This window comes from Janthinobacterium agaricidamnosum (genome assembly GCF_003667705.1).
Taxonomy (GTDB): Bacteria; Pseudomonadota; Gammaproteobacteria; order Burkholderiales; family Burkholderiaceae_D; genus Janthinobacterium.
The window spans coordinates 20,817-42,163 of sequence record NZ_CP033019.1; the positions used below are offsets into that span (position 1 = coordinate 20,817).

The window sequence follows — 21,347 nt, forward strand, 5'->3', positions numbered from 1 at the left end:
ACACTGGCCGCCTTACTTCAAGGATGCGCCATGCAAAAAACTCTGTTAGTCAAAGCGTTGATCGTGTTCGGCCTGATGCTGATAATCGGCCTGCCTTTGCTGATGATTCAGGAAACGATCAAGGAGCGGATGGAATTCCGCCAGGAAGCCGTCAACAGCATCGCCGCCGATTCGGTGCGCGAACAAACCATCATCGGCCCCATCCTGGTGATTCCCTACACGGAGCAGTATGAAGAGCGCGTGGAGGTGGCCAAGGGCGATGACAAGGAGGCGAAATCGGCGGTGCGCACGGAGTTGTTGCGCCGCACGGTGCAGCGCCGTCTGCTTGTCTACCCGAATAATTTACTGCTCAACGGTAACATCGACACGGACCGCCGCTACCGCGGCATCCACCAGGTGCTGGTCTACAGCGGCCAGCACGCGTTCAAGGGCGACTTCACGGTGCCGGCCGGCAGCCAGCTGCCGCGCAAGTCGCCGGATTCGCGCGTGACTCTGGGTGCGCCGTTCGTGGCCCTGTCCATCGAGGACGTGCGCGGTATCCGCAACATCCCGAAAATCGACTGGGGCGGCCAGAAGATCGAGTTCGAGCAGGGTAGCGACCTGTTTGCCTTCCGCAGCGGCCTGCATGCGCCGCTGGGCGCCATGCCGCTGGCGGCGCCGCAGCAGGTGCATTTCAGCTTTGACCTGGGCCTCGATGGCATCGAACGCCAGCACTTCGTGCCGGTGGCGAAAAACAGTCAGATCAGCATCAAGTCGAACTGGCCCCATCCGCAGTTTGGCGGGCGCTTCCTGCCGTCGCCGAAATTCCGCCAGATCAACGCCGATGGCTTTCAGGTCGAGTGGAGCATCTCCTCGCTGGCCACCAATGCGCAAACGCAGCTGAGCACGATCGAGGGCGAGTTCAAGGTGCCCGACAGTGCGCCGCTGGGCCAGATCGACCGCTTCAGCGTGGGCTTCATCGAGCCGGTGAACGTGTATTCGCAATCGGACCGGGCCACCAAATATGGCTTGCTGTTCGTGGCACTGACCTTTGCCGCCTTCTTCATCTTTGAAATCCTGAAAAGCCTGCCGATCCACCCGGTGCAGTACCTGCTGGTGGGCCTGTCGCTGGTGATCTTTTTCCTGCTGCTGGTGGGCCTGGCGGAACACATCGCCTTCCTGACCGCCTATCTGATCGCCAGCGCCGCCTGTATCGTGCTGACCAGCTTTTATCTGGTGCACGTGCTGCACAACGCCTGGCGCGGGATCGGCTTCGGCGTGGGGCTGACCATGCTGTATGGCGCCCTGTATGGCTTGCTGAGCTCGGAAAACAATGCGCTGGTGATGGGCAGCATCCTGCTGTTTGCCGTGCTGGCCGCCATCATGGTGGCGACGCGCAAGGTGGACTGGTATCAGATTGGCAAAGGAGCGCCCCAAGAGTAAGACTTACCTTGGCGCCATGCGCCACCTTGCAGCCAGCCCGGACAGTGATATGCCCGGGCTGGCTTTTGCATTTTGCGCGGGGAAAGAACTGCAGCATTAATTGGTAGTTGGTTGGTATTGTTTACGGTATGCTATTGGCATTGCTTTTTAGGTAATGGCGGGCGCCGTGGCGTCTGCCCGGGGCGGTGCGAGGATGGCGTGGCGTCCTGGTTGTTTGTCCATCCGATAAAACGGAGATGCAATATGATCAAGAAGACGATGGTTTTTCTGTTTGCGTTGGGCCTGAGCGCCTCGTACGCGTTTGCCGCTGGCGACGTCACGCAGTGCTATAGCGAGTGCGGGCAAAAAGTGGCGAATTGCCGGGCGCACCTCGGCGGCAGCCCGATCTGCGAGGACCTGTACGAACATTGCCTGATCAACTGCCAGCAATAAGCTTTTCCGGGCGCCACGCCCAGGATGAGTGGAGCAGGGCGCGCATGCCATGGCGAGCCCTGTGTGTTTGTGCCATCGCCCGCAAGGGCGCATGCCGCCGTGCTTTGCGCCTGTTAAATTGCCTTGTGGCAGCGTTTTTCAGGGGCGCCGACAACTCCCGCAGGGGCGTCGCGCAACACTTTGACATACCTCGTGTTAACTTGTTGCGTCAAGGGTTTTTGTGCTATATACTAGCCGGCTTCGGTATGGATTCGTCTTTTTTGAGTCCTACGTTACTTTGTAGTTAAACAAGCCCCGCCCAATCGCAGGTGGGAATGGAGAAAAAATGAGCCTAGGCCTTCTCGGTCGCAAGGTTGGTATGATGCGCATTTTCACGGATGAAGGGGATTCGATCCCGGTCACCGTGTTGGACGTATCGAACAACCGTGTTGCGCAAATCAAAACCCCTGAAACAGATGGCTACTCCGCTGTTCAGGTCGCATTCGGTCAACGTCGCGCTTCCCGCGTGACCAAAGCTGTTGCTGGTCATCACGCTAAAGCTGGCGTTGAAGCCGGTACTCTGTTGAAAGAGTTCCGTGTCGACGCTGCCAAAGCCGCTGAACTGAAAGCTGGCGATGTTGTCGCTGCTTCCCTGTTCGAAGTCGGTCAAAAGATCGACGTGCAAGGCGTTACCATCGGTAAAGGCTATGCAGGCGTTATCAAACGTTACCACTTCGCTTCTGGCCGTGCAACGCACGGTAACTCGCGTTCGCACAACGTTCCAGGTTCCATCGGTATGGCACAAGATCCAGGTCGCGTTTTCCCTGGTAAGCGCATGACCGGTCATCTGGGTGACGTTAACCGTACGATCCAGAACCTCGTGATCGCCCGTATCGATGCCGACCGTCAGCTGCTGCTGGTCAAAGGCGCGATTCCAGGTGCGAAAAATGGCCAGGTAGTTGTCTCGCCAGCCATCAAAACCAAAGCCAAGAAGGGAGCTTAAACGATGGAACTCAAGCTTCTGAATGCGCAAGGTCAAGCCGCCTCGAACGTTGCTGCAGCCGATACGATTTTCGGCCGTGACTACAATGAAGCGCTGATCCACCAAGTCGTCATCGCTTATCAAGCGAATGCACGTAGTGGTAACCGCAAGCAAAAAGACCGTGAAGAAGTTCACCACACGACGAAAAAGCCATGGCGCCAAAAAGGTACCGGCCGCGCTCGTGCTGGTATGTCGTCGTCGCCACTGTGGCGCGGCGGTGGTCGGATTTTCCCGAACTCGCCTGACGAAAACTTCACCCACAAAGTGAACAAAAAGATGTATCGCGCAGGTATCTGCTCGATCCTGTCGCAGCTGGCTCGCGAAGAGCGCCTGATCGTCATCGACGATCTGACGATCGACGCGCCAAAAACCAAGCTGCTGTCGCAAAAATTGAACGGCCTGGGCTTTGATTCGGTTCTGATCATCACCGACGTTCTGAACGAAAACCTGGAACTGGCATCGCGCAACCTGCCTAACGTACTCGTCGTTGAGCCACGTCACGCAGACCCGATGTCCCTGGTGTTCTACAAGAAGATCCTGGTCACCAAAGCTGCATTGGCCAAGATTGAGGAGATGCTGGCATGAGCGCGATTTTGAAACATAGCGAAGAACGCTTGATGAAGGTGCTGTTGGCGCCCGTGATTTCCGAAAAGGCCACCATGGTCGCGGAAAAGAACGAGCAAATTGTATTCCGCGTACTGCCGGATGCAACCAAGCCTGAAATCAAGGCAGCGGTCGAACTGCTGTTCAAGGTTGAAGTTCTGTCCGTGCAAACTGCAAACCGCGAAGGTAAGCAAAAGCGCACCGGCAAGTTCAACGGTCGTCGTAACCATACCAAGCGTGCTTTCGTGTGCCTGAAGCCTGGCCAGGAAATCAACTTCTCCGAGGAGGCTGCATAATGGCACTCGTTAAGATGAAACCAACCTCGCCAGGCCGTCGCGGCATGGTGAAGGTGGTGAATGCCGACCTGTACAAAGGTCGTCCGTTTGCTGCCCTGGTTGAAAAGAAATCCAAGACCGCTGGTCGTAACAACAACGGTCACATCACCACCCGTCATATCGGTGGTGGTCATAAGCAACACTACCGCTTGATCGACTTCAAGCGCACCAAAGATGGTATTCCAGCGAAAGTGGAACGTATCGAATACGATCCAAACCGCACCGCGAATATCGCTCTGTTGTGCTACGCCGACGGCGAACGTCACTACATCATCGCAACCAAAGGCATGGCCGTTGGCGACAGCGTGATGAACGGTTCGGAAGCACCGATCAAATCGGGTAACTGCTTGCCAATCCGTAACATCCCAGTCGGTACCGTGATGCATTGCGTTGAAATGCTGCCAGGTAAAGGTGCCCAAATGGCACGTACCGCCGGCGCTGGCGTTGTGCTGATGGCACGTGAAGGTACCTACGCTCAAGTGCGTCTGCGCTCGGGTGAAGTACGTCGCGTGCACATCGAGTGCCGTGCAACGGTTGGTGAAGTCGGCAATGCCGAGCATAGCCTGCGTAAAATCGGTAAAGCTGGTGCGATGCGCTGGCGCGGTGTTCGTCCTACCGTTCGCGGTGTGGTCATGAACCCGGTCGATCACCCGCACGGTGGTGGTGAAGGTAAAACAGCAGCTGGTCGTCATCCAGTTTCGCCATGGGGCCAACAGACCAAGGGTAAGAAGACACGCAGCAACAAGCGTACTACTTCCATGATCGTCTCGCGCCGCGGCAAGAAATAAGGGGTAGCACATGACACGTTCATTGAAAAAAGGGCCGTTCTGTGACGCCCACCTGGTGAAAAAAGTTGAAGCCGCACAAGCAGCCAAAGACAAAAAGCCAATCAAAACCTGGTCGCGTCGTTCGACAATCATGCCTGACTTCATCGGCCTGACGATCGCGGTGCATAACGGCAAGCTGCACGTGCCGGTTTATGTTTCCGAAAACATGGTTGGTCACAAGCTCGGCGAATTCGCACTGACCCGTACGTTCAAGGGCCATGCAGCTGACAAAAAGGCTAAGAAATAATGGAAACTAAAGCTATCCTCAAAGGTGTGCGCCTGTCGGACCAAAAGGGCCGCCTGGTTGCTGACCTGATCCGTGGCAAGAAAGTTGACGCTGCACTCAACATCTTGCAATTCAGCCCGAAAAAAGGTGCTGCGATCATCAAACGCGTTCTGGAATCCGCTATTGCGAATGCCGAGCACAATGATGGCGCGGACATCGACGAATTGTTCGTGAAAACGATCTACGTCGAAAAGGGCCCGGTCCTGAAGCGCTTCACCGCGCGTGCAAAAGGCCGTGGCGACCGTATTTCGAAACAATCCTGTCACGTTTACGTGACTGTCGGTAACTAAGGAGCCACGATGGGTCAGAAAATTCATCCAACCGGTTTCCGTCTGGCGGTCACCCGTAACTGGGCTTCGCGCTGGTATGCAGGCAACGGTAATTTCGCTGCCATGCTGAACGAAGACTTGAAAGCACGTGCTTACCTGAAAAAGAAACTGAAGAACGCTTCCGTTGGCCGCATCGTTATCGAGCGCCCAGCCAAGAACGCGCGCTTCACGATCTACAGCTCGCGTCCAGGCGTGGTCATTGGTAAAAAAGGCGAAGACATCGAAGTACTGAAGTCCGCGCTGACCAAGATCATGGGCGTGCCTGTTCACGTGAACATCGAAGAAATTCGCAAGCCAGAAATCGACTCGCAACTGATCGCCGATTCGATCGCTCAGCAGCTGGAAAAACGGATCATGTTCCGCCGCGCCATGAAGCGTGCAATGCAAAATGCAATGCGCCTGGGTGCTCTCGGTATCAAGATCATGTCGTCCGGCCGTCTGAACGGTATCGAAATCGCGCGTAAAGAGTGGTACCGCGAAGGCCGCGTGCCTCTGCATACCCTGCGCGCCGATATCGACTACGGTACCAGCGAAGCGTCGACCACCTACGGCATCATCGGTGTCAAGGTGTGGGTATACAAAGGTGACCGCGCGCCTAACGGCGATGCACCAGTCATCGATACCCCAGCTGACGAGAAGAAAAGCCGCGGCCCACGCCGTGACGATGGCAAGCCAGCTGGCCGTCCACGTCCAGCCGGTGCCGGTGCGAAACCATCCACAGCACCAGGTGCACGTGTGCGTACCGCCGCTAAACCGGCCGCCGCAGCAGCACCAGCTGAGAAAGCAGGAGAATAATCATGCTGCAACCAGCACGCAGAAAGTATCGTAAAGAGCAGAAAGGCCGTAACACCGGTATTTCGCACAGCCGCGGCACCGCCGTGTCGTTTGGCGAATTCGGTCTGAAGGCAGTTGCGCGCGGTCGTATCACTGCGCGTCAAATTGAAGCGGCGCGTCGTGCAATGACGCGTCACATCAAGCGCGGTGGCCGTATCTGGATCCGTATTTTCCCGGATAAACCGATTTCGAACAAACCGGCTGAAGTCCGTATGGGTAACGGTAAAGGTAATCCTGAGTACTACGTCGCTGAAATTCAGCCAGGCAAAGTACTGTACGAAATGGATGGCGTTGATGAAGCGCTGGCACGGGAAGCATTCCGTCTTGCCGCCGCTAAACTGCCACTGGCGACGACGTTTGTCATCCGCCAAGTCGGCCAATAATTGGAGTTGTATATGAAAGCATCTGAACTCCGCGGCAAGGACCAGCCAGCTCTGCAAAAAGAGCTGAATGACCTGTTGAAGGCACAGTTCGGCCTGCGCATGCAAATCGCTACGCAGCAGCTGAGCAACACTTCGCAGCTCAAGAAGGTACGCCGCGATATCGCGCGTGTGAAGACGGTAATGAATCTGAAGGAAGCCAAATGAACGAACCAGTGAAACAGTCGCTCAAGCGCACGCTGATCGGTAAAGTGGTTTCGGACAAGATGGACAAGACCGTTACCGTTCTGATCGAGCGCCACGTAAAACATCCTTTGTATGGCAAGATCATCATGCGCTCGAACAAGTATCACGCGCATGACGAGACCAACCAAGTCAAGGCCGGTGACACGGTCGAGATCCAGGAAGGTCGCCCGATCTCCAAAACGAAGGCATGGACGGTGACACGTGTGGTTCAAGCCGCACCAACCGTTTAAATAAAAACCACCGTTTCGGCGGTGGCTTTTAATTAGTACTTGCAGGCCCGCAAATTGTATGTAATACTTGCGGGCTTCGTTCATGTAACGCCGCAAAGTGTCTGGCCACAGACAGTAGCATTCGCGGTCAGTTGATGTATGAAGGTCATGCACCCAAACAGTGAAGCCCAGCAGGGCGGCTCTGGCGGGACCAAGACTGACCGTGGGTCTACATTGTGTGGATTCTTCGGCTTAAGTTGGGAAAGAGAATACTATGATTCAAACTGAAAGCCGGCTCGAAGTGGCTGACAATACCGGTGCCAAAGAAGTAATGTGCATCAAGGTATTGGGCGGCTCCAAGCGCCGTTATGCTGGCATTGGCGATGTGATCAAGGTAACCGTTAAGGTTGCTGCGCCACGTGGCCGTGTCAAAAAAGGTGAAATTTATAACGCCGTGGTTGTGCGCACCGCTAAAGGTGTTCGCCGCCAAGACGGTTCCCTGGTGAAGTTCGACGGCAACGCCGCCGTTCTGTTGAACGCCAAGCTGGAACCGATCGGTACCCGTATTTTTGGACCTGTCACGCGCGAACTGCGCACTGAGAAGTTCATGAAAATCGTGTCCCTGGCACCGGAAGTCCTGTAAGGAGTCGTAATGGATAAGATTCGTAAAAACGACGAAGTCATCGTTCTGACCGGGAAAGACAAGGGCAAACGTGGTGTGGTACAGCAGCGTATCGATGCTGAACATATCGTGGTTGACGGCATTAACATCGCTAAAAAAGCGACTAAGCCAAACCCGATGACTGGCGTAACTGGTGGTATCGTCGATAAGACCATGCCAATTCACGTGTCCAACGTTGCATTGTTTAATGCAGCGACTGGCAAGGCAGATCGCGTGGGTTTCAAAGAAGTGGACGGCAAGAAAGTTCGCATCTTTAAATCCTCCGGCGAAGTAGTGAAGGCTTAAGAAATCATGGCACGTCTCCAAGAATTCTATAAAGAAAAAGTCGTTGCCGACCTGACCAGCAAGTTTGGTTACAAGTCGGTAATGGAAGTTCCACGCCTGACCAAGATCACCCTGAACATGGGTGTTGGTGAGGCTATCGCGGATAAAAAAGTTCTCGAGCACGCAGTTGCTGACTTGACCAAGATCGCCGGCCAGAAGCCAGTGACCACCAAGTCCCGCAAAGCGATCGCAGGCTTCAAAATCCGTGAAGGTTACCCGATCGGTACGATGGTCACCCTGCGCGGCGCTCGCATGTACGAGTTCCTGGATCGCTTCATTACCGTGGCCCTGCCGCGCGTACGCGATTTCCGTGGTGTGAACGGCCGTGCATTTGATGGTCGTGGCAACTACAACATCGGTGTCAAGGAACAGATCATTTTCCCTGAAATCGAATACGACAAGATTGACGCGTTGCGCGGTATGAATATCAGCATCACGACAACCGCTAAGACCGATGACGAAGCCAAAGCTTTGCTCGCCGCCTTTAAATTCCCTTTCAGGAACTGATCATGGCCAAACTGTCACTGATTAATCGTGAGATCAAGCGTGCTGACCTGGTGGCGAAATTCGCCCCTAAGCGCGAAGCTCTCAAGGCCATCGTCGATGACCAATCGAAATCGGAAGAAGAGCGCTACGAAGCTCGCCTGAAATTGCAGGCGCTGCCACGTAACTCGAACCCGACGCGTCAACGTAACCGTTGCGCCATCACTGGTCGTCCGCGCGGCACATTCCGTAAATTCGGTCTGGGTCGTATCAAGCTCCGTGAATTCGCCATGCGTGGTGAAATTCCGGGTATGACAAAAGCAAGCTGGTAATAGGAGAATATGCAATGAGTATGAGCGATCCTATCGCCGATATGCTGACCCGCATTCGCAATGCACAAGGCGTGCAAAAGACGACCGTGGCCATGCCATCGTCGAAAGTCAAAATTGCGATTGCCAGCGTCCTGAAGGACGAGGGTTACATTGAAGATTTCGCTGTTGCCGAAGCTGGTGGCAAAGCGGAACTGAAAATCGGTTTGAAGTATTATGTTGGCCGTCCCGTCATTGAGCGCTTGGAGCGCGTGTCCCGTCCGGGTCTGCGCGTCTACAAGGGTAAAGACGAGATCCCTGTTGTGATGAATGGCTTGGGTGTGGCGATCGTGTCGACTCCGCAAGGCGTCATGACTGACCGCAAAGCACGCGCTACCGGTGTCGGCGGCGAAGTTATTTGCTACGTGGCTTAAGGAGTTACACATGTCTCGAGTAGCTAAAATGCCTATCGTAGTGCCAGCTGGCGCCGAAGTCGCCATCTCCGCACAAGCGATCACCGTAAAAGGCCCGCTGGGCGTACTTTCCCAGGCCCTCACCGGCCAGGTCAAAGTGGAAAACAATGCAGGAACCCTGAGTTTCGACGTGGCGAACGACAGCCGCGAAGCCAATGCCATGTCCGGCACGCTGCGCGCACTGGTCAACAACATGGTTGTTGGCGTCACCAAGGGTTTCGAGAAAAAGCTGAACCTGGTAGGCGTGGGTTACAAGGCGCAAGCTCAAGGCGACAAGTTGAATCTGTCCCTGGGTTTCTCGCACCCTGTAGTGCATGACATGCCAGCCGGCGTTACCTGCGCAACACCAACCCCGACCGAGATCCTGATTAAAGGTATCGACCGTCAACAGGTTGGCCAGGTAGCCGCTGAAGTTCGTGCTTACCGCTCCCCTGAGCCTTACAAGGGCAAGGGCGTTCGCTATGCGGACGAAGTGGTTAAGCTTAAAGAAACCAAGAAGAAGTAATTAGGGGCTGACGATGGATAAGAAAGAATCACGGCTTCGCCGCGGACGCCAAACCCGCATCAAGATTGCGGAATTGAAAGTAAATCGCTTGTCGGTGCACCGCACCAACCTGCACATTTACGCCAACCTGATCAGCCCGGACGCTAAAGTCCTGGTTTCGGCCTCGACGGCTGAAGCGGAAGTTCGCGCTGAACTGGCAGGCCAATCCGGCAAAGGCGGCAATGCCGCTGCTGCAGCCTTGATCGGCAAGCGCGTCGCTGAAAAAGCGTTGAAAGCAGGGATTACCGAAGTTGCGTTTGACCGCTCCGGTTTCCGTTACCACGGCCGTGTGAAAGCGTTGGCAGAAGCCGCACGCGAAGCCGGTCTGAAGTTCTAAGGATCAATCATGGCAAAAATGCAAGCAAAAATGCAAAGCGACAAGCCGGATGATGGCATGCGCGAAAAAATGATCGCGATCAACCGCGTGACCAAAGTGGTCAAGGGTGGTCGTATCATGGGTTTCGCCGCGCTGACCGTAGTTGGTGATGGCGATGGCCGCGTCGGCATGGGCAAGGGCAAATCGAAAGAAGTGCCAGTTGGCGTGCAGAAGGCAATGGAAGAAGCCCGTCGCAACCTGATCAAAGTACCGCTCAAAAACGGCACCTTGCATCACACGGTTGTTGGTCGTCACGGCGCCTCCAAGGTCCTGATGAACCCAGCTAAGCCTGGTACTGGCGTTATCGCTGGTGGCGCAATGCGCGCTATCTTCGAAGTGATGGGCGTGACGGACGTGGTGGCGAAATCCACCGGTTCGAACAACCCATACAACCTGGTACGCGCTACGCTGGACGGCCTGTCGAAAATGAGCACTGCTTCCGATATCGCTGCCAAACGCGGCAAGTCGGTCGAAGACATTCTGGCTTAAGGTGGACAAAATGACAAACACAGTCAAAGTGCAATTGGTCAAGGGCTTGATCGGTACGCGCGAATCGCATCGCGCTACCGTGCGCGGTCTGGGTCTGCGTCGTGTAAATTCGGTTTCCGAATTGCAAGACACCCCATCCGTACGCGGCATGATCAATAAAGTATCGTATCTCGTTAAAGTTGTCGGGTAAGCCTTCGGGCTTACACGAACGGAGCAAATCATGGAATTGAATACTATTGCACCAGCCGAAGGCGCTAAGCACTACAAGCGTCGCGTCGGTCGCGGTATCGGCTCCGGCCTGGGTAAAACCTCGGGTCGTGGTCACAAAGGTCAGAAATCGCGTTCGGGCGGCTTTCATAAAGTCGGTTTCGAAGGCGGTCAGATGCCTCTGCAACGCCGTCTGCCTAAGCGCGGTTTCAAATCGATGCACGCAACCTTCAAAGCTGAAGTGCGCCTGTCCGATCTGAACAACCTGGCTGTTGGCGATGTCGACATTCTGGTCTTGAAGCAAGCTGGCGTTCTGGGCGTGTTGGCCCGTGACGTGCGCGTGATCTTGTCCGGCGAAATCACCAAAGCGGTGAATTTGAAGGGCTTGAAAGTGTCCGCTGGCGCGAAAGCAGCCATCGAAGCAGCCGGCGGCTCGGTAGCCTGAGTTGACCGCTAACAGCTTGATCGGAGCGAAAATTGGCGACTAATCCACAACTTGCTAAAAGTGCAGCGGCCGGTTTCCCTTGGGGACGGCTCTGGTTTTTGCTTGGCGCATTGGTGGTTTATCGTATCGGTGCTCACGTCCCGGTTCCCGGGATTGACCCGACACAATTAGCCTCGCTGTTCAAGGAGCACGAAGGCGGCGTCCTGGGCATGTTCAACATGTTCTCGGGCGGTGCCTTGTCTCGTTTTACAGTGTTTGCGCTGGGTATCATGCCTTATATCTCGGCCTCGATCATCATGCAATTGCTGTCGATCGTGTCACCGCAGATGGAAGCGTTGAAAAAAGAAGGCGAAGCAGGTCGTCGCAAGATCACCCAGTACACCCGGTATTTCACGGTTGCCCTGGCACTGTTCCAAGCGTTAGGCATTGCAGTCGCACTGGAGTCGCAAGCTGGTCTGGTGTTGGAACCTGGTCTTGCATTCCGCTTCGTGACGGTCGTCACTTTGTTGACCGGAACAATGTTTTTGATGTGGTTGGGTGAGCAAATTACCGAGCGTGGCTTGGGGAATGGCATCTCGATCATCATTTTTGCCGGGATTGCAGCAGGTCTGCCGTCGGCGTTGGGTGGCTTGTTCACTCAGGTGTCGAATGGTTCGATCGGCAGCTTCAGCGCGATTTTCATCGTGATTCTGGTAGCACTGGTAACGTACTTCGTTGTATTCGTCGAACGTGGTCAGCGCAAAATATTGGTCAATTACGCGAAGCGCCAGGTAGGCAACAAGATTTATGGCGGTCAAACCAGCCATTTGCCGTTGAAGCTGAACATGGCCGGCGTGATCCCGCCGATCTTTGCTTCTTCGATCATCTTGTTCCCGGCCACTATCGTGGACTGGTTTTCAAAGGGCGCCGACAACGCTAACCCTGCGGTGCGGTTCTTGAAAGATTTGGCAGCATCGATGGGGCCTGGTGAGCCTATCCATGCGCTGTTGTACGCAGTGGCGATCGTGTTTTTCTGTTTCTTCTATACAGCGCTGGTATTTAACAGCAAGGAAACAGCGGATAACTTGAAGAAAAGCGGTGCGTTCATTCCCGGGATCCGTCCAGGCGAGCAGACAGCCCGTTACATCGACAAGATCCTGACACGCTTGACACTTGCCGGCGCAGTCTACATCACCCTGGTGTGTTTATTGCCGGAATTTATGCAAGCCCAGTGGAAAGTACCATTCTATTTCGGCGGTACTTCTTTATTGATTATTGTAGTTGTCACCATGGATTTCATGGCGCAAGTACAGAACTACGTGATGTCGCAGCAATATGATTCGCTGCTGCGCAAAGCAAATTTCAAGGGCGGAATTCCGACGCGTTAAGCGCGGTAAACATACCGAATGGCAAAAGACGACGTCATACAGATGCAGGGCGAGATTCTTGAGAATCTCCCAAATGCAACATTTCGAGTGAAGCTGGAGAACGGACACGTGGTGCTCGGGCATATTTCAGGTAAAATGCGGATGAACTATATTCGCATTCTCCCTGGAGACAAGGTGACGGTGGAGTTAACGCCGTACGACCTGAGCCGAGCCCGCATTGTGTTCCGTACCAAGTAACACACTGAATCAAACCAAAGAAGCGAAAGAAAGAGCCCCAAAATGAAAGTTCTCGCATCAGTCAAGCGGATCTGCCGCAACTGCAAGATCATCAAGCGCAAAGGCGTAGTCCGCGTAATCTGCGTGGAACCACGTCACAAGCAGCGTCAAGGTTAATCGAGGAATAACAAATGGCACGTATTGCAGGGGTTAATATCCCAAATCATCAGCATACCGTTATCGGCCTGACGGCCATCTACGGTGTGGGCCGTCCACGCGCAGAGAAAATCTGTGCATCGACCGGTGTAGCAACCAACAAAAAGATCAAAGATCTGGATGACAGCGAACTGGAAAAACTGCGCGATGAAGTAGGTAAATTCATCGTCGAAGGCGATCTGCGTCGTGAACTGTCCATGAACATCAAGCGTTTGATGGATCTGGGTTGCTACCGCGGCATGCGTCATCGTAAGGGTCTGCCTTGCCGTGGCCAGCGTACGCGTACGAACGCACGTACCCGCAAGGGACCGCGTAAAGCCGCTCAATCGCTGAAAAAATAATCCGCTAGGGAATAATTATGGCTAAGTCGCAAAATAACGCCGCATCAGCACGCGTGCGTAAAAAAGTTAAAAAGAACGTCGCTGAAGGCATCGCACATGTCCACGCATCGTTCAATAACACCATCATTACCATCACCGATCGTCAAGGCAATGCCTTGTCGTGGGCTACCTCCGGCGGTGCAGGCTTCAAGGGTTCGCGTAAATCGACCCCGTTCGCAGCGCAGGTCGCCGCGGAAGCCGCTGGTAAAGTGGCTGTTGAGTGTGGCGTCAAGAACCTGGAAGTACGTATCAAGGGCCCAGGTCCTGGTCGTGAATCCGCCGTTCGCGCGCTGAACAACCTGGGCATCAAGATCACCGAGATCCAGGACGTGACGCCGGTACCGCACAACGGTTGCCGTCCACCGAAACGTCGTCGTATCTAAGATAGTGTTGCAGAGGGCGCTTCGGCGCCAGCTGCTTTGCTGTCTGTTGTAACTCAGTACAGTTGTGTGAAAACGCTGGAGCAGGGAGCCGGAAACGGTTATACTGCCCGGCTGTTCTTGCCTGTCAAATTCTGTTTGACGGGTTTTTCGTTTTCAGCCACCGTCTGATTGAAACCAAATCAGACTAGCGCCTAACCGCATCAGTGTGTTTGATCATGCATGTGGCTGGGGCGTTATCATTTAAAAAAAGGAAGTATCGTGGCACGTTATATCGGACCTAAAGCAAAACTTTCCCGCCGTGAAGGTACAGACCTGTTCCTGAAGAGCGCCCGTCGCTCGCTGGACAGCAAGTGCAAACTGGACGTCAAGCCAGGCCAGCACGGTGTCAAATCCGGCGCCCGCACCTCGGACTACGGTAACCAACTGCGCGAAAAGCAAAAAGTCAAGCGCATGTACGGCGTGCTGGAACGTCAATTCCGCCGCTACTTCGCTGAAGCAGACCGTCGTAAAGGCAACACCGGCGAAACGCTGTTGAAGTTGCTGGAAACGCGTCTGGACAACGTTTGCTACCGCATGGGCTTTGGCTCGACCCGCGCTGAAGCGCGTCAATTGGTCAGCCACAAAGCGTTCACCGTGAACGGTATCGTTGTGAACATCGCTTCGTACGCAGTCAAAGTTGGCGACATCGTTGCTGTTCGTGAAAAATCGAAAAAGCAAGTGCGTATCGTTGAAGCACTGTCGCTGGCTGAACAAGTTGGTATGCCTAGCTGGGTTTCGGTTGATGCCAAGAAAATGGAAGGTACCTTCAAGTCCCTGCCAGAGCGTAACGAAATCGCTAACGACGTCAACGAATCGCTGATCGTCGAGCTGTACTCGCGTTAATAGTAGTCAGTAGCAAGATCTCCGCCCACTTTGCTTTTGTAAAGTGGGCGTTTCACTAATGCCATCAGCCTTATCGGTGTAATGAGCCGAGGGTATTGAAAAGGACATTTCATGCAAAACAGTTTGTTGAAGCCACGTATTATCGATGTTGAAGCTCTCGGTGCAGGTCACGCCAAGGTCGTGATGGAACCGTTCGAGCGCGGCTATGGCCACACATTGGGTAACGCGTTGCGCCGCGTTCTGCTGTCGTCGATGGTGGGCTACGCGCCGACCGAAGTGACGATCGCTGGCGTCGTCCACGAATATTCCTCCCTCGATGGCGTGCAAGAAGACGTCGTCGATCTGTTGCTGAACTTGAAGGGTGTGGTTTTCAAAGTCCACAACCGCGATTCGGTAACTCTGACCCTGAAAAAAGAAGGCGAAGGCGCGATCCTGGCCTCCGACATCGACCTGCCGCATGACGTCGAACTGATCAACCCTGACCACGTGATCGCCCACCTGACCGCTGGTGGCAAGCTGGACATGCAGATCAAGGTTGAAAAAGGCCGCGGCTACGTTCCTGGTAACGTGCGTCGCCTGTCGGAAGACACGAACAAGACCATCGGCCGCATCATTCTCGATGCATCGTTCTCGCCAGTGCGCCGCGTATCGTACTTCGTTGAATCGGCCCGCGTTGAACAGCGTACCGACCTGGACAAGCTGATCATCAACATCGAAACCAACGGCGTGATCTCGCCGGAAGAAGCGATCCGCCAGTCGGCCCGCGTCCTGGTGGACCAGTTGAATGTGTTCGCTGCCCTGGAAGGCACGGAAGCTGCCGCCGAAGCGCCATCGCGCGCTCCGCTGGTCGATCCTATCCTGTTGCGTCCAGTCGACGATCTGGAGTTGACCGTGCGTTCGGCGAACTGCCTGAAAGCGGAAAACATCTACTACATCGGCGACCTGATCCAACGTTCGGAAAACGAACTGCTGAAAACGCCAAATCTGGGCCGCAAGTCCCTGAACGAAATCAAGGAAGTGCTGGCATCGCGCGGCTTGACCTTGGGCATGAAGCTGGAAAACTGGCCGCCTGCCGGCCTGGAAAAGTAATTCGTAGTTGTAGCAAACTGCCTGGGACAGGTGTCCCAGGCTTTTATTTTGTAGTACCAAACCGGCCCGCGATGAAGCTTCTGCCTCATTGATCGAAGAGCTGGAATTTAAACACTCACCGAAAGGATTTATCATGCGTCACGGTCACGGCCTCCGTAAACTGAATCGTACCTCGTCCCACCGTCTGGCAATGCTGCGCAACATGACAGTATCGCTGCTGCGTCACGAAGCGATCAAAACCACCCTGCCAAAAGCAAAAGAACTGCGCCGCGTTGTCGAGCCAATTCTGACCCTGGGCAAAACCGACTCCCTGGCAAACAAGCGTCTGGCCTTCAACCGCCTGCGCGACCGTGAAATGGTCGTCAAACTGTTCGCTGAACTGGGCCCACGTTTCGCCAACCGTAACGGTGGTTATGTGCGTATCCTGAAAATGGGTTTCCGCGTCGGCGATAACGCTCCTATGGCGTTCGTTGAACTGATGGATCGTCCAGATACGACCGAAGCAGTTGAAGTTGCTGGCGAGTAATCCCAGTAATTGCATCTGAGAAAGCCAGGCCTAGCCTGGCTTTTTTGTTTTCTGCTGCAGCTATCCTTTCAGCGGTGTACTATTCTTCTTTCGCGCCGGCTCGGCACAAGCGCTGCCTGCTCCGCGCGTCCTCCGTCGAATGGTCGAAAAGGTAGTTCATGTCCCGTTTCCCCTCCAGCGCCTCCGCGCGCGCCGCTCCATTACATCAATTGCTGATCTGGCTTGCCGCCTGTTTGCTGCTGGCCATGGCCGTCTTCGGCGCCAGTCATGCCCGCGCCGACGATGAGTTCCTCGATCCGGAACTGGCGTTCAAGTTTTCCGCCCGCATGCAGGATCCGTCCACCATCGCCGTCACCTACGTGATCGCCGACGGCTACTATATGTACCACGAGCGCTTCAAGTTCGAGGCCGTGGGCGCCAAGCTGGGCACGCCCGTGTATCCGGCTGGCAAGGTCAAGTTTGACGACACCTTCCAGAAGAATGTGGAAACCTTCCGCAAGACCCTGACCATCACCATTCCCGTTGCGGCGGCCGGGGCGTTCACCCTGAAGGCGACGGGCCAGGGCTGCTCCGACAAGGGCCTGTGCTATGCGCCGCAGGATGCGACAGCCCAGCTGGTGGGCGGGGGCGGCGGCCAGAGCGTGGCGCCCGGCGCGGGCCTGCCGTCGAAATTCGCTCTGCCGGCCGCGCCGGCAGTCGACACGGCGGCCGTCAACGGTCCGCAGGCGCAGGCGTCGCCCGGTGTGTCCGTGCTGAGCATTCCCCAGGCCGATATCACCAGCACGTCCGAGCCGGTAGCGGCGGCGCCCGTGGCGGCAAGCGCCGCACCCGCGCAAAGCGAGATGGGCAAGATCGAGGCGGCCCTGAAGGGCGGCAAGCTCCTCGTCATCGTGCCCCTGTTCATGCTGCTGGGCCTGGGGCTGGCGTTTACGCCGTGCGTGCTGCCGATGGTGCCGATTTTGTCGTCGATCATCATCGGCGATGGCGCCAAGGTCAGCCGCTCACGCGGCTTGCTGCTGTCGCTGACCTACGCGCTGGGCATGGCCATCGTCTACACGGCGCTGGGCGTGGCGGCTGGCCTGGCGGGTGAAGGCCTGGCGGCGCAACTGCAAAACCCGTGGGTGCTGGGCTTCTTTGCCTTGCTGATGGCGGGCCTGGCCTTGTCGATGTTCGGTTTTTATGAGCTGCAAGTGCCGGCTTTCCTGCAAGGCAAGCTGACGAGCGTATCGAACCAGCAATCGTCGGGCCGCCTGGCGGGCGTGTTCGTCATGGGCGCCATTTCCGCGCTGATCGTGGGACCCTGCGTGGCCGCGCCGCTGGCCGGCGCCTTGCTGTACATCAGCCAGACGCGCGACGTCGTCATCGGCGGCAGCGCCCTGTTTGCCATGGCCGTGGGCATGAGCGTGCCGCTGCTGCTGGTGGGCGTGTCGGCCGGCACCTTGCTGCCGCGCGCCGGCGCGTGGATGGATGCCGTCAAACGCTTCTTTGGCGTGCTGCAGCTGGGCGTGGCCTGGTGGCTGGTCTCGCCCGTGCTGCCGGGCGCCGTGCAGATGCTGGGCTGGACGGTCTTGTTGGTCGGCTACGGCATGTATCTGCTGGTGGGCAAGAGCGGCGCGCAACACGCCTGGGTGGCCAAGGCCTTCGGCCTCGTGTTTGCCGTGCTGGGCGCGATGCAGCTGGTAGGCGTGGCCAGCGGTGGCCGCGATCCGCTGGCGCCGCTGGCACACCTCGGCGGTGGCCAGGTGCACGCGCAACCGTTTACGCGGGTAAAGACCGTGGCGCAGCTCGATGCGGCGCTGGCGCAGCTGGGTGGCAAGCCGGCCTTGCTGGACTTTTATGCGGACTGGTGCGTGTCGTGCATCGAGATGGAAAAACTGACGTTCGTCGACCCCGCCGTGCGCGCGAAGATGGAGCAAGCCGTGCTGCTGCAGGTGGACGTGACGGCCAATGACGCGGACGACAAGGCCATGCTGAAACGTTTTCAGCTGTTCGGCCCGCCGGGCATCATCATGTTCAACCCGCAGGGGCAGGAAATCGCCCAGTCGCGCGTGATCGGCTTCCAGAACGCTGCCACCTTCCTGACTTCGTTGCGCAAGCTCGAGCAGTAGGAGGGGCAGGTCGGGTAGCTCGGGTTAGCCCGTCAGGGCGTAACCCGACGCCACCGCATACGTCAACCATGTTGTCGGATGACGCGGCGTTGCCGCTAATCCGACCTACGATTTACCCTGCTTTCGGATGCTGCTGCATGCCATGGTGGCCACCGCGATGGCCGCCGTGCCGGCCGGCCGGCACGCTGTCATCAAACACTTTCTTTTGCTCCGGCGTCAGCACGGCATAAAAGGTTTTCAACGAGGCCAGGCGGCTTTCCTGGTCTGCGATGCGTTCCTTCGACATGGCGATCCATTGTTCCATGCGTTCCGGCGCCGACAGCTTGGCCATCGCTTCGTGCCTGGCTTTCCAGTCGCCCATCGGCTTTTTCGGCGCATTGGCGGCCGTGAAGGTGGCCCAGGCCGGTTCCTGCGCGGCCGTCAGCTTCAGCTTGTCATGCAGGCGGGCCTGGTACTTGGCCATGCGTTCGGCCGGATTGCCGCCGCGGTGCTGGCCGCGCTGGCCATCATGTTGCATCTTGGTGCTGGCGGCAGGCGCGCTGGCGGCCGCTTCCTGGGCGTGGACGGTCAGCGATGCCGCACCCATGCCGAGTACGCTCATGGCGATGATCAAATTCTTGCGCAAGGTTGTCATTGAGGCGTTCATCTGGATTCCTTTGTAAAAGTGAGGGATGTACATGTTGCTGCACATGAATCCATGTTGGACGCGCCATGTTTCCCCGAAGTGTCCGCTGCCAGACAGTTTGTATCTATATGTTTCTTCGGGTCTTCTATATACAAGACGATACAAATGCGTTGTGCAAGGGCGGGGGAAGTGGGGATAATTCGTACCATGGAACCCACTTCTACAATTCTCATCGTCGACGACGACCGCGATATCCGCAGCTTGCTGGCGGACTACCTGGAAACGAACGCCTACCGCACCCTGGGCGCGGCGGATGGCACGGCCATGTGGAAAATCCTCGATGAAACGCGGCCCGATTTGATCGTGCTCGACTTGAACCTGCCCGGCGACGACGGCCTGACCCTGTGCCGCAAGCTGCGCGCGCAATCGACGGTGCCGGTGATCATGTTGACGGCGCGCAATGAGCCGCTGGACCGTATCCTGGGCCTGGAGATGGGCGCCGACGATTACTTGCCGAAACCGTTCGAGCCGCGCGAATTGCTGGCGCGCATACGCAGTGTCTTGCGCCGCAGCCATGCCATGCCGTCGAACGTCCCGTCGGACAAGGCGCAGCAAATCCGCTTTTCCGGCTGGACCCTCGACTTGACGGCGCGCCACCTGCTCAATCCCAGCGGCCTGGTGATCATGCTGTCGGGCGCGGAATTTCGCTTGCTGCGCGTGTTCCTCGAGCACCCGAACCGCGTGCTCAACCGCGACCAGTTGCTGAACCTGACGCAGGGCCGCGACGCGGACCCGTTCGACCGCTCGATCGATATCCAGATCAGCCGCCTGCGGCAAAAGCTCGGTGAAGATGCCCGCTTGCCGCAAATCATCAAGACCGTGCGCAACGGCGGCTACGTGCTGGCCGGCCAGGTCAATGTGGAGCCGCACGCGTGAAGGCCTTTCTGGGATCGATGACGGGCCGTGTCTTCATGTTTTTGCTGATCGGCATCGTCGCTTCGGCCGCGCTGACGCAGTGGCTGGCCGTGGGCGAACGCCAGCGCGCCATCGAGCAATACCGCGACTACCACGCCGTCGAGCGGGCCGAGCAGCTGGTGATGGCGGCCGACGTGGTGCCGCTGGCCTCGCGCGCCGCCTATCTGAAGGTGGCCAACAAGGGCAGCGTACGCCTGGAATTGCGTCCCGACGTCGAGCATGTGCCGGGCAAGCCGACGGAATTTTCCTCCGCCCTGCAAGCAAAATTGGGCGAAGGCTTCAAGGTCAGCGCGCTGGCCGAACGCCCGGAAGCCTGCGTCAAGCCGCGCCAGTCGCCGGGCATGTTTTCCGCCAAGCCATGGGGCGGTACCTGCGAAAACCTCGACGTGCGCATGCAGGATGGCCACGTGTTGCGCCTGATGGTCTTGCCGCCGCGCCAGCAGCCGCCGTTCAATGAACATAACGACTGGATGACCCTGCTGCCTTTCCTGATCAGCATCGCCATCCTCGCCTACCTGGTCACGCGCATGACCATGCGCCCGCTCAAGCAACTGGCGCAGGCGGCAAAAGACCTCGGTAACGACATCAACCATCCGCCGCTGACCCTGTCGGGCGCCAGCGAGATCCGCCAGGCCAGCGCCGCCTTCAATGCCATGCAGGCGCGTATCCGTCAGCATATTTCCCAGCGTACACAGATGCTCGCTGCCATCACGCACGACTTGCAGACGCCGCTGACTCGCTTGCGCCTGCGCCTGGAAAAAGTGGCCGATACGGAATTGTATGACCGCCTGGTGGGCGACCTGTCGGCCATGCAGAGCATGGTCAAGGAAGGACTGGACCTGGCTCGTTCGATGGATAGTACGGAAGCGATGCAGGCGCTCGATCTCGATTCGCTGTTGGATAGCGTCTGCTCCGACGCGGCCGATGCGGGCCAGAATGTGACCCTGGCCGGGCAGGCCGGCATGGCCTTGATGGCGCGCCCGATCGCCATGCGGCGCTGCCTGGTGAACCTGATCGACAATGCCGTCAAATATGGCCAGTACGCGCAGGTGACCGTCGAGCGCATCGCCGGCGCGGCACGCATCCGCATCCGCGATGGCGGGCCGGGGATTGCGCCAGATCAGCTGGCCAAGGTGTTCGAACCGTTTTATCGCATCGAGACCTCGCGTTCGCGCGAATCGGGCGGTACGGGCCTGGGCCTGACCATCGCGCGCAATATCGCCGAGCAGCACGGCGCCACGGTTTTGCTGGCCAATCACGTCGACGGTGGACTGGAAGTCACCCTCATCGTGCCAGAGTATTACGCAGGAAAGTGAGCATTTCCG

General features: G+C 56.9%; 34 protein-coding genes. 33 read left to right on the plus strand and 1 reads right to left on the minus strand.

Annotated elements, in window-relative coordinates:
* Positions 1 to 30 precede the first annotated feature (30 nt).
* The 31 genes from creD (at position 31) to dsbD (ending at position 18,422) form a co-directional block, all read left to right on the plus strand.
* The gene (creD, locus tag D9M09_RS00095; RefSeq protein ID WP_121668325.1) at positions 31 to 1,422 is read left to right on the plus strand and encodes a cell envelope integrity protein CreD; all 1,392 of its coding nucleotides are present in this window, start codon (positions 31 to 33) and stop codon (positions 1,420 to 1,422) included.
* A gap of 243 nt (positions 1,423 to 1,665) precedes the next feature.
* A complete protein-coding gene (locus tag D9M09_RS00100; protein WP_070221705.1) occupies positions 1,666 to 1,854 on the plus strand; it encodes a hypothetical protein in 189 nt (62 codons plus the stop codon).
* A 325-nt stretch (positions 1,855 to 2,179) separates the two neighbouring features.
* Positions 2,180 to 2,836, plus strand: a complete 657-nt coding sequence (rplC, locus tag D9M09_RS00105) for a 50S ribosomal protein L3 (RefSeq protein WP_010394393.1) — start codon at positions 2,180 to 2,182, stop codon at positions 2,834 to 2,836.
* Positions 2,837 to 2,839: 3 nt separating this feature from the next.
* Complete coding sequence (rplD, locus tag D9M09_RS00110; RefSeq protein ID WP_034753197.1) at positions 2,840 to 3,460, plus strand: 50S ribosomal protein L4; 621 nt, start codon at positions 2,840 to 2,842, stop codon at positions 3,458 to 3,460.
* Positions 3,457 to 3,774 carry a 50S ribosomal protein L23 gene (rplW, locus tag D9M09_RS00115; protein WP_010394398.1) on the plus strand — a complete coding sequence of 106 codons (318 nt, stop codon included), beginning with the start codon at positions 3,457 to 3,459 and terminating at the stop codon, positions 3,772 to 3,774. The genes rplD and rplW overlap by 4 nt, the downstream gene beginning before the upstream one ends.
* Positions 3,774 to 4,601, plus strand: coding sequence for a 50S ribosomal protein L2 (rplB, locus tag D9M09_RS00120; protein ID WP_034753198.1), 828 nt, complete (start codon positions 3,774 to 3,776; stop codon positions 4,599 to 4,601). The genes rplW and rplB overlap by 1 nt, the downstream gene beginning before the upstream one ends.
* Positions 4,602 to 4,611: 10 nt before the next feature.
* Positions 4,612 to 4,887, plus strand: a complete 276-nt coding sequence (rpsS, locus tag D9M09_RS00125; RefSeq protein WP_008444295.1) for a 30S ribosomal protein S19 — start codon at positions 4,612 to 4,614, stop codon at positions 4,885 to 4,887.
* On the plus strand, positions 4,884 to 5,216 hold the full coding sequence (rplV, locus tag D9M09_RS00130; protein ID WP_170840583.1) for a 50S ribosomal protein L22: 333 nt from the start codon (positions 4,884 to 4,886) through the stop codon (positions 5,214 to 5,216). The genes rpsS and rplV overlap by 4 nt, the downstream gene beginning before the upstream one ends.
* Positions 5,217 to 5,225: 9 nt before the next feature.
* The gene (gene rpsC, locus D9M09_RS00135; protein ID WP_034753199.1) at positions 5,226 to 6,050 is read left to right on the plus strand and encodes a 30S ribosomal protein S3; all 825 of its coding nucleotides are present in this window, start codon (positions 5,226 to 5,228) and stop codon (positions 6,048 to 6,050) included.
* A gap of 2 nt (positions 6,051 to 6,052) precedes the next feature.
* On the plus strand, positions 6,053 to 6,472 hold the full coding sequence (rplP, locus tag D9M09_RS00140) for a 50S ribosomal protein L16 (protein WP_034753201.1): 420 nt from the start codon (positions 6,053 to 6,055) through the stop codon (positions 6,470 to 6,472).
* Between the two features lie 12 nt (positions 6,473 to 6,484).
* Positions 6,485 to 6,676: a 50S ribosomal protein L29 gene (rpmC, locus tag D9M09_RS00145; protein ID WP_010394412.1), complete on the plus strand. Its 192-nt coding sequence runs from the start codon at positions 6,485 to 6,487 to the stop codon at positions 6,674 to 6,676.
* A complete protein-coding gene (gene rpsQ, locus D9M09_RS00150; RefSeq protein ID WP_010394415.1) occupies positions 6,673 to 6,945 on the plus strand; it encodes a 30S ribosomal protein S17 in 273 nt (90 codons plus the stop codon). Before rpmC ends, rpsQ begins: the two co-directional genes overlap by 4 nt.
* Before the next feature lie 253 nt (positions 6,946 to 7,198).
* On the plus strand, positions 7,199 to 7,567 hold the full coding sequence (gene rplN / locus D9M09_RS00155; RefSeq protein WP_008444317.1) for a 50S ribosomal protein L14: 369 nt from the start codon (positions 7,199 to 7,201) through the stop codon (positions 7,565 to 7,567).
* 9 nt (positions 7,568 to 7,576) lie between these two features.
* Positions 7,577 to 7,891, plus strand: a complete 315-nt coding sequence (gene rplX / locus D9M09_RS00160; RefSeq protein ID WP_034753204.1) for a 50S ribosomal protein L24 — start codon at positions 7,577 to 7,579, stop codon at positions 7,889 to 7,891.
* A gap of 6 nt (positions 7,892 to 7,897) precedes the next feature.
* Entirely contained in the window at positions 7,898 to 8,437 is a 540-nt protein-coding gene (gene rplE, locus D9M09_RS00165) for a 50S ribosomal protein L5 (RefSeq protein ID WP_010394421.1), read from the plus strand.
* Between the two features lie 2 nt (positions 8,438 to 8,439).
* Positions 8,440 to 8,745, plus strand: coding sequence for a 30S ribosomal protein S14 (gene rpsN, locus D9M09_RS00170; RefSeq protein ID WP_010394423.1), 306 nt, complete (start codon positions 8,440 to 8,442; stop codon positions 8,743 to 8,745).
* Between the two features lie 14 nt (positions 8,746 to 8,759).
* Entirely contained in the window at positions 8,760 to 9,155 is a 396-nt protein-coding gene (gene rpsH / locus D9M09_RS00175) for a 30S ribosomal protein S8 (RefSeq protein WP_034753208.1), read from the plus strand.
* 10 nt (positions 9,156 to 9,165) lie between these two features.
* Complete coding sequence (rplF, locus tag D9M09_RS00180; RefSeq protein ID WP_065310145.1) at positions 9,166 to 9,699, plus strand: 50S ribosomal protein L6; 534 nt, start codon at positions 9,166 to 9,168, stop codon at positions 9,697 to 9,699.
* A gap of 13 nt (positions 9,700 to 9,712) precedes the next feature.
* Positions 9,713 to 10,075 carry a 50S ribosomal protein L18 gene (gene rplR, locus D9M09_RS00185; protein WP_010394431.1) on the plus strand — a complete coding sequence of 121 codons (363 nt, stop codon included), beginning with the start codon at positions 9,713 to 9,715 and terminating at the stop codon, positions 10,073 to 10,075.
* A 9-nt stretch (positions 10,076 to 10,084) separates the two neighbouring features.
* On the plus strand, positions 10,085 to 10,603 hold the full coding sequence (gene rpsE / locus D9M09_RS00190) for a 30S ribosomal protein S5 (protein ID WP_010394433.1): 519 nt from the start codon (positions 10,085 to 10,087) through the stop codon (positions 10,601 to 10,603).
* A 10-nt stretch (positions 10,604 to 10,613) separates the two neighbouring features.
* Complete coding sequence (rpmD, locus tag D9M09_RS00195; protein ID WP_010394435.1) at positions 10,614 to 10,793, plus strand: 50S ribosomal protein L30; 180 nt, start codon at positions 10,614 to 10,616, stop codon at positions 10,791 to 10,793.
* Positions 10,794 to 10,823: 30 nt separating this feature from the next.
* Positions 10,824 to 11,255, plus strand: a complete 432-nt coding sequence (gene rplO, locus D9M09_RS00200) for a 50S ribosomal protein L15 (protein WP_034753211.1) — start codon at positions 10,824 to 10,826, stop codon at positions 11,253 to 11,255.
* Positions 11,256 to 11,287: 32 nt separating this feature from the next.
* On the plus strand, positions 11,288 to 12,622 hold the full coding sequence (secY, locus tag D9M09_RS00205; protein ID WP_010394438.1) for a preprotein translocase subunit SecY: 1,335 nt from the start codon (positions 11,288 to 11,290) through the stop codon (positions 12,620 to 12,622).
* A gap of 18 nt (positions 12,623 to 12,640) precedes the next feature.
* Positions 12,641 to 12,859, plus strand: a complete 219-nt coding sequence (infA, locus tag D9M09_RS00210; RefSeq protein ID WP_005663428.1) for a translation initiation factor IF-1 — start codon at positions 12,641 to 12,643, stop codon at positions 12,857 to 12,859.
* Positions 12,860 to 12,901: 42 nt separating this feature from the next.
* Positions 12,902 to 13,015 carry a 50S ribosomal protein L36 gene (rpmJ, locus tag D9M09_RS00215; RefSeq protein ID WP_010394471.1) on the plus strand — a complete coding sequence of 38 codons (114 nt, stop codon included), beginning with the start codon at positions 12,902 to 12,904 and terminating at the stop codon, positions 13,013 to 13,015.
* A gap of 14 nt (positions 13,016 to 13,029) precedes the next feature.
* Positions 13,030 to 13,395 (plus strand): 30S ribosomal protein S13, encoded by a 366-nt coding sequence (gene rpsM, locus D9M09_RS00220; protein WP_046681666.1) that lies wholly within the window; start codon positions 13,030 to 13,032, stop codon positions 13,393 to 13,395.
* Between the two features lie 17 nt (positions 13,396 to 13,412).
* A complete protein-coding gene (gene rpsK / locus D9M09_RS00225; protein ID WP_010394475.1) occupies positions 13,413 to 13,817 on the plus strand; it encodes a 30S ribosomal protein S11 in 405 nt (134 codons plus the stop codon).
* A gap of 258 nt (positions 13,818 to 14,075) precedes the next feature.
* The gene (gene rpsD / locus D9M09_RS00230) at positions 14,076 to 14,699 is read left to right on the plus strand and encodes a 30S ribosomal protein S4 (RefSeq protein WP_010394478.1); all 624 of its coding nucleotides are present in this window, start codon (positions 14,076 to 14,078) and stop codon (positions 14,697 to 14,699) included.
* A gap of 111 nt (positions 14,700 to 14,810) precedes the next feature.
* Complete coding sequence (locus D9M09_RS00235; RefSeq protein ID WP_008444343.1) at positions 14,811 to 15,788, plus strand: DNA-directed RNA polymerase subunit alpha; 978 nt, start codon at positions 14,811 to 14,813, stop codon at positions 15,786 to 15,788.
* A 133-nt stretch (positions 15,789 to 15,921) separates the two neighbouring features.
* Entirely contained in the window at positions 15,922 to 16,314 is a 393-nt protein-coding gene (gene rplQ, locus D9M09_RS00240) for a 50S ribosomal protein L17 (protein ID WP_034753219.1), read from the plus strand.
* A 158-nt stretch (positions 16,315 to 16,472) separates the two neighbouring features.
* Entirely contained in the window at positions 16,473 to 18,422 is a 1,950-nt protein-coding gene (dsbD, locus tag D9M09_RS00245) for a protein-disulfide reductase DsbD (RefSeq protein ID WP_121668326.1), read from the plus strand.
* Between the two features lie 112 nt (positions 18,423 to 18,534).
* On the opposite strand, the gene D9M09_RS00250 is transcribed toward dsbD, so the two are convergent.
* Positions 18,535 to 19,068, minus strand: a complete 534-nt coding sequence (locus tag D9M09_RS00250) for a Spy/CpxP family protein refolding chaperone (RefSeq protein WP_162995525.1) — start codon at positions 19,066 to 19,068, stop codon at positions 18,535 to 18,537.
* Positions 19,069 to 19,254: 186 nt separating this feature from the next.
* Here D9M09_RS00250 and D9M09_RS00255 point away from each other — a divergent pair, with 186 nt between their 5' ends.
* Complete coding sequence (locus D9M09_RS00255; protein WP_034753223.1) at positions 19,255 to 19,983, plus strand: response regulator; 729 nt, start codon at positions 19,255 to 19,257, stop codon at positions 19,981 to 19,983.
* Entirely contained in the window at positions 19,980 to 21,338 is a 1,359-nt protein-coding gene (locus D9M09_RS00260) for an ATP-binding protein (protein WP_070292329.1), read from the plus strand. Before D9M09_RS00255 ends, D9M09_RS00260 begins: the two co-directional genes overlap by 4 nt.
* The last annotated feature ends 9 nt before the right edge of the window (positions 21,339 to 21,347 follow it).

Coding starts and splice junctions, on each gene's coding strand:
- rplP (WP_034753201.1), top strand. CDS start 6,053: ATGCTGCAACCAGCACGCAGAAAGTATCGTAAAGAGCAGAAAGGCCGT.
- rplD (WP_034753197.1), top strand. CDS start 2,840: ATGGAACTCAAGCTTCTGAATGCGCAAGGTCAAGCCGCCTCGAACGTT.
- creD (WP_121668325.1), top strand. CDS start 31: ATGCAAAAAACTCTGTTAGTCAAAGCGTTGATCGTGTTCGGCCTGATG.
- rplX (WP_034753204.1), top strand. CDS start 7,577: ATGGATAAGATTCGTAAAAACGACGAAGTCATCGTTCTGACCGGGAAA.
- rpmJ (WP_010394471.1), top strand. CDS start 12,902: ATGAAAGTTCTCGCATCAGTCAAGCGGATCTGCCGCAACTGCAAGATC.
- rpmD (WP_010394435.1), top strand. CDS start 10,614: ATGACAAACACAGTCAAAGTGCAATTGGTCAAGGGCTTGATCGGTACG.
- D9M09_RS00100 (WP_070221705.1), top strand. CDS start 1,666: ATGATCAAGAAGACGATGGTTTTTCTGTTTGCGTTGGGCCTGAGCGCC.
- rplW (WP_010394398.1), top strand. CDS start 3,457: ATGAGCGCGATTTTGAAACATAGCGAAGAACGCTTGATGAAGGTGCTG.
- rpsS (WP_008444295.1), top strand. CDS start 4,612: ATGACACGTTCATTGAAAAAAGGGCCGTTCTGTGACGCCCACCTGGTG.
- rpsC (WP_034753199.1), top strand. CDS start 5,226: ATGGGTCAGAAAATTCATCCAACCGGTTTCCGTCTGGCGGTCACCCGT.
- rplR (WP_010394431.1), top strand. CDS start 9,713: ATGGATAAGAAAGAATCACGGCTTCGCCGCGGACGCCAAACCCGCATC.
- D9M09_RS00250 (WP_162995525.1), bottom strand. CDS start 19,068: ATGAACGCCTCAATGACAACCTTGCGCAAGAATTTGATCATCGCCATG.
- rplB (WP_034753198.1), top strand. CDS start 3,774: ATGGCACTCGTTAAGATGAAACCAACCTCGCCAGGCCGTCGCGGCATG.
- rplC (WP_010394393.1), top strand. CDS start 2,180: ATGAGCCTAGGCCTTCTCGGTCGCAAGGTTGGTATGATGCGCATTTTC.
- rpmC (WP_010394412.1), top strand. CDS start 6,485: ATGAAAGCATCTGAACTCCGCGGCAAGGACCAGCCAGCTCTGCAAAAA.
- rpsE (WP_010394433.1), top strand. CDS start 10,085: ATGGCAAAAATGCAAGCAAAAATGCAAAGCGACAAGCCGGATGATGGC.
- rplE (WP_010394421.1), top strand. CDS start 7,898: ATGGCACGTCTCCAAGAATTCTATAAAGAAAAAGTCGTTGCCGACCTG.
- rplO (WP_034753211.1), top strand. CDS start 10,824: ATGGAATTGAATACTATTGCACCAGCCGAAGGCGCTAAGCACTACAAG.
- infA (WP_005663428.1), top strand. CDS start 12,641: ATGGCAAAAGACGACGTCATACAGATGCAGGGCGAGATTCTTGAGAAT.
- rplQ (WP_034753219.1), top strand. CDS start 15,922: ATGCGTCACGGTCACGGCCTCCGTAAACTGAATCGTACCTCGTCCCAC.
- rpsK (WP_010394475.1), top strand. CDS start 13,413: ATGGCTAAGTCGCAAAATAACGCCGCATCAGCACGCGTGCGTAAAAAA.
- rpsQ (WP_010394415.1), top strand. CDS start 6,673: ATGAACGAACCAGTGAAACAGTCGCTCAAGCGCACGCTGATCGGTAAA.
- D9M09_RS00235 (WP_008444343.1), top strand. CDS start 14,811: ATGCAAAACAGTTTGTTGAAGCCACGTATTATCGATGTTGAAGCTCTC.
- rpsN (WP_010394423.1), top strand. CDS start 8,440: ATGGCCAAACTGTCACTGATTAATCGTGAGATCAAGCGTGCTGACCTG.
- rpsH (WP_034753208.1), top strand. CDS start 8,760: ATGAGTATGAGCGATCCTATCGCCGATATGCTGACCCGCATTCGCAAT.
- rplN (WP_008444317.1), top strand. CDS start 7,199: ATGATTCAAACTGAAAGCCGGCTCGAAGTGGCTGACAATACCGGTGCC.
- rpsM (WP_046681666.1), top strand. CDS start 13,030: ATGGCACGTATTGCAGGGGTTAATATCCCAAATCATCAGCATACCGTT.
- dsbD (WP_121668326.1), top strand. CDS start 16,473: ATGTCCCGTTTCCCCTCCAGCGCCTCCGCGCGCGCCGCTCCATTACAT.
- D9M09_RS00255 (WP_034753223.1), top strand. CDS start 19,255: ATGGAACCCACTTCTACAATTCTCATCGTCGACGACGACCGCGATATC.
- rplF (WP_065310145.1), top strand. CDS start 9,166: ATGTCTCGAGTAGCTAAAATGCCTATCGTAGTGCCAGCTGGCGCCGAA.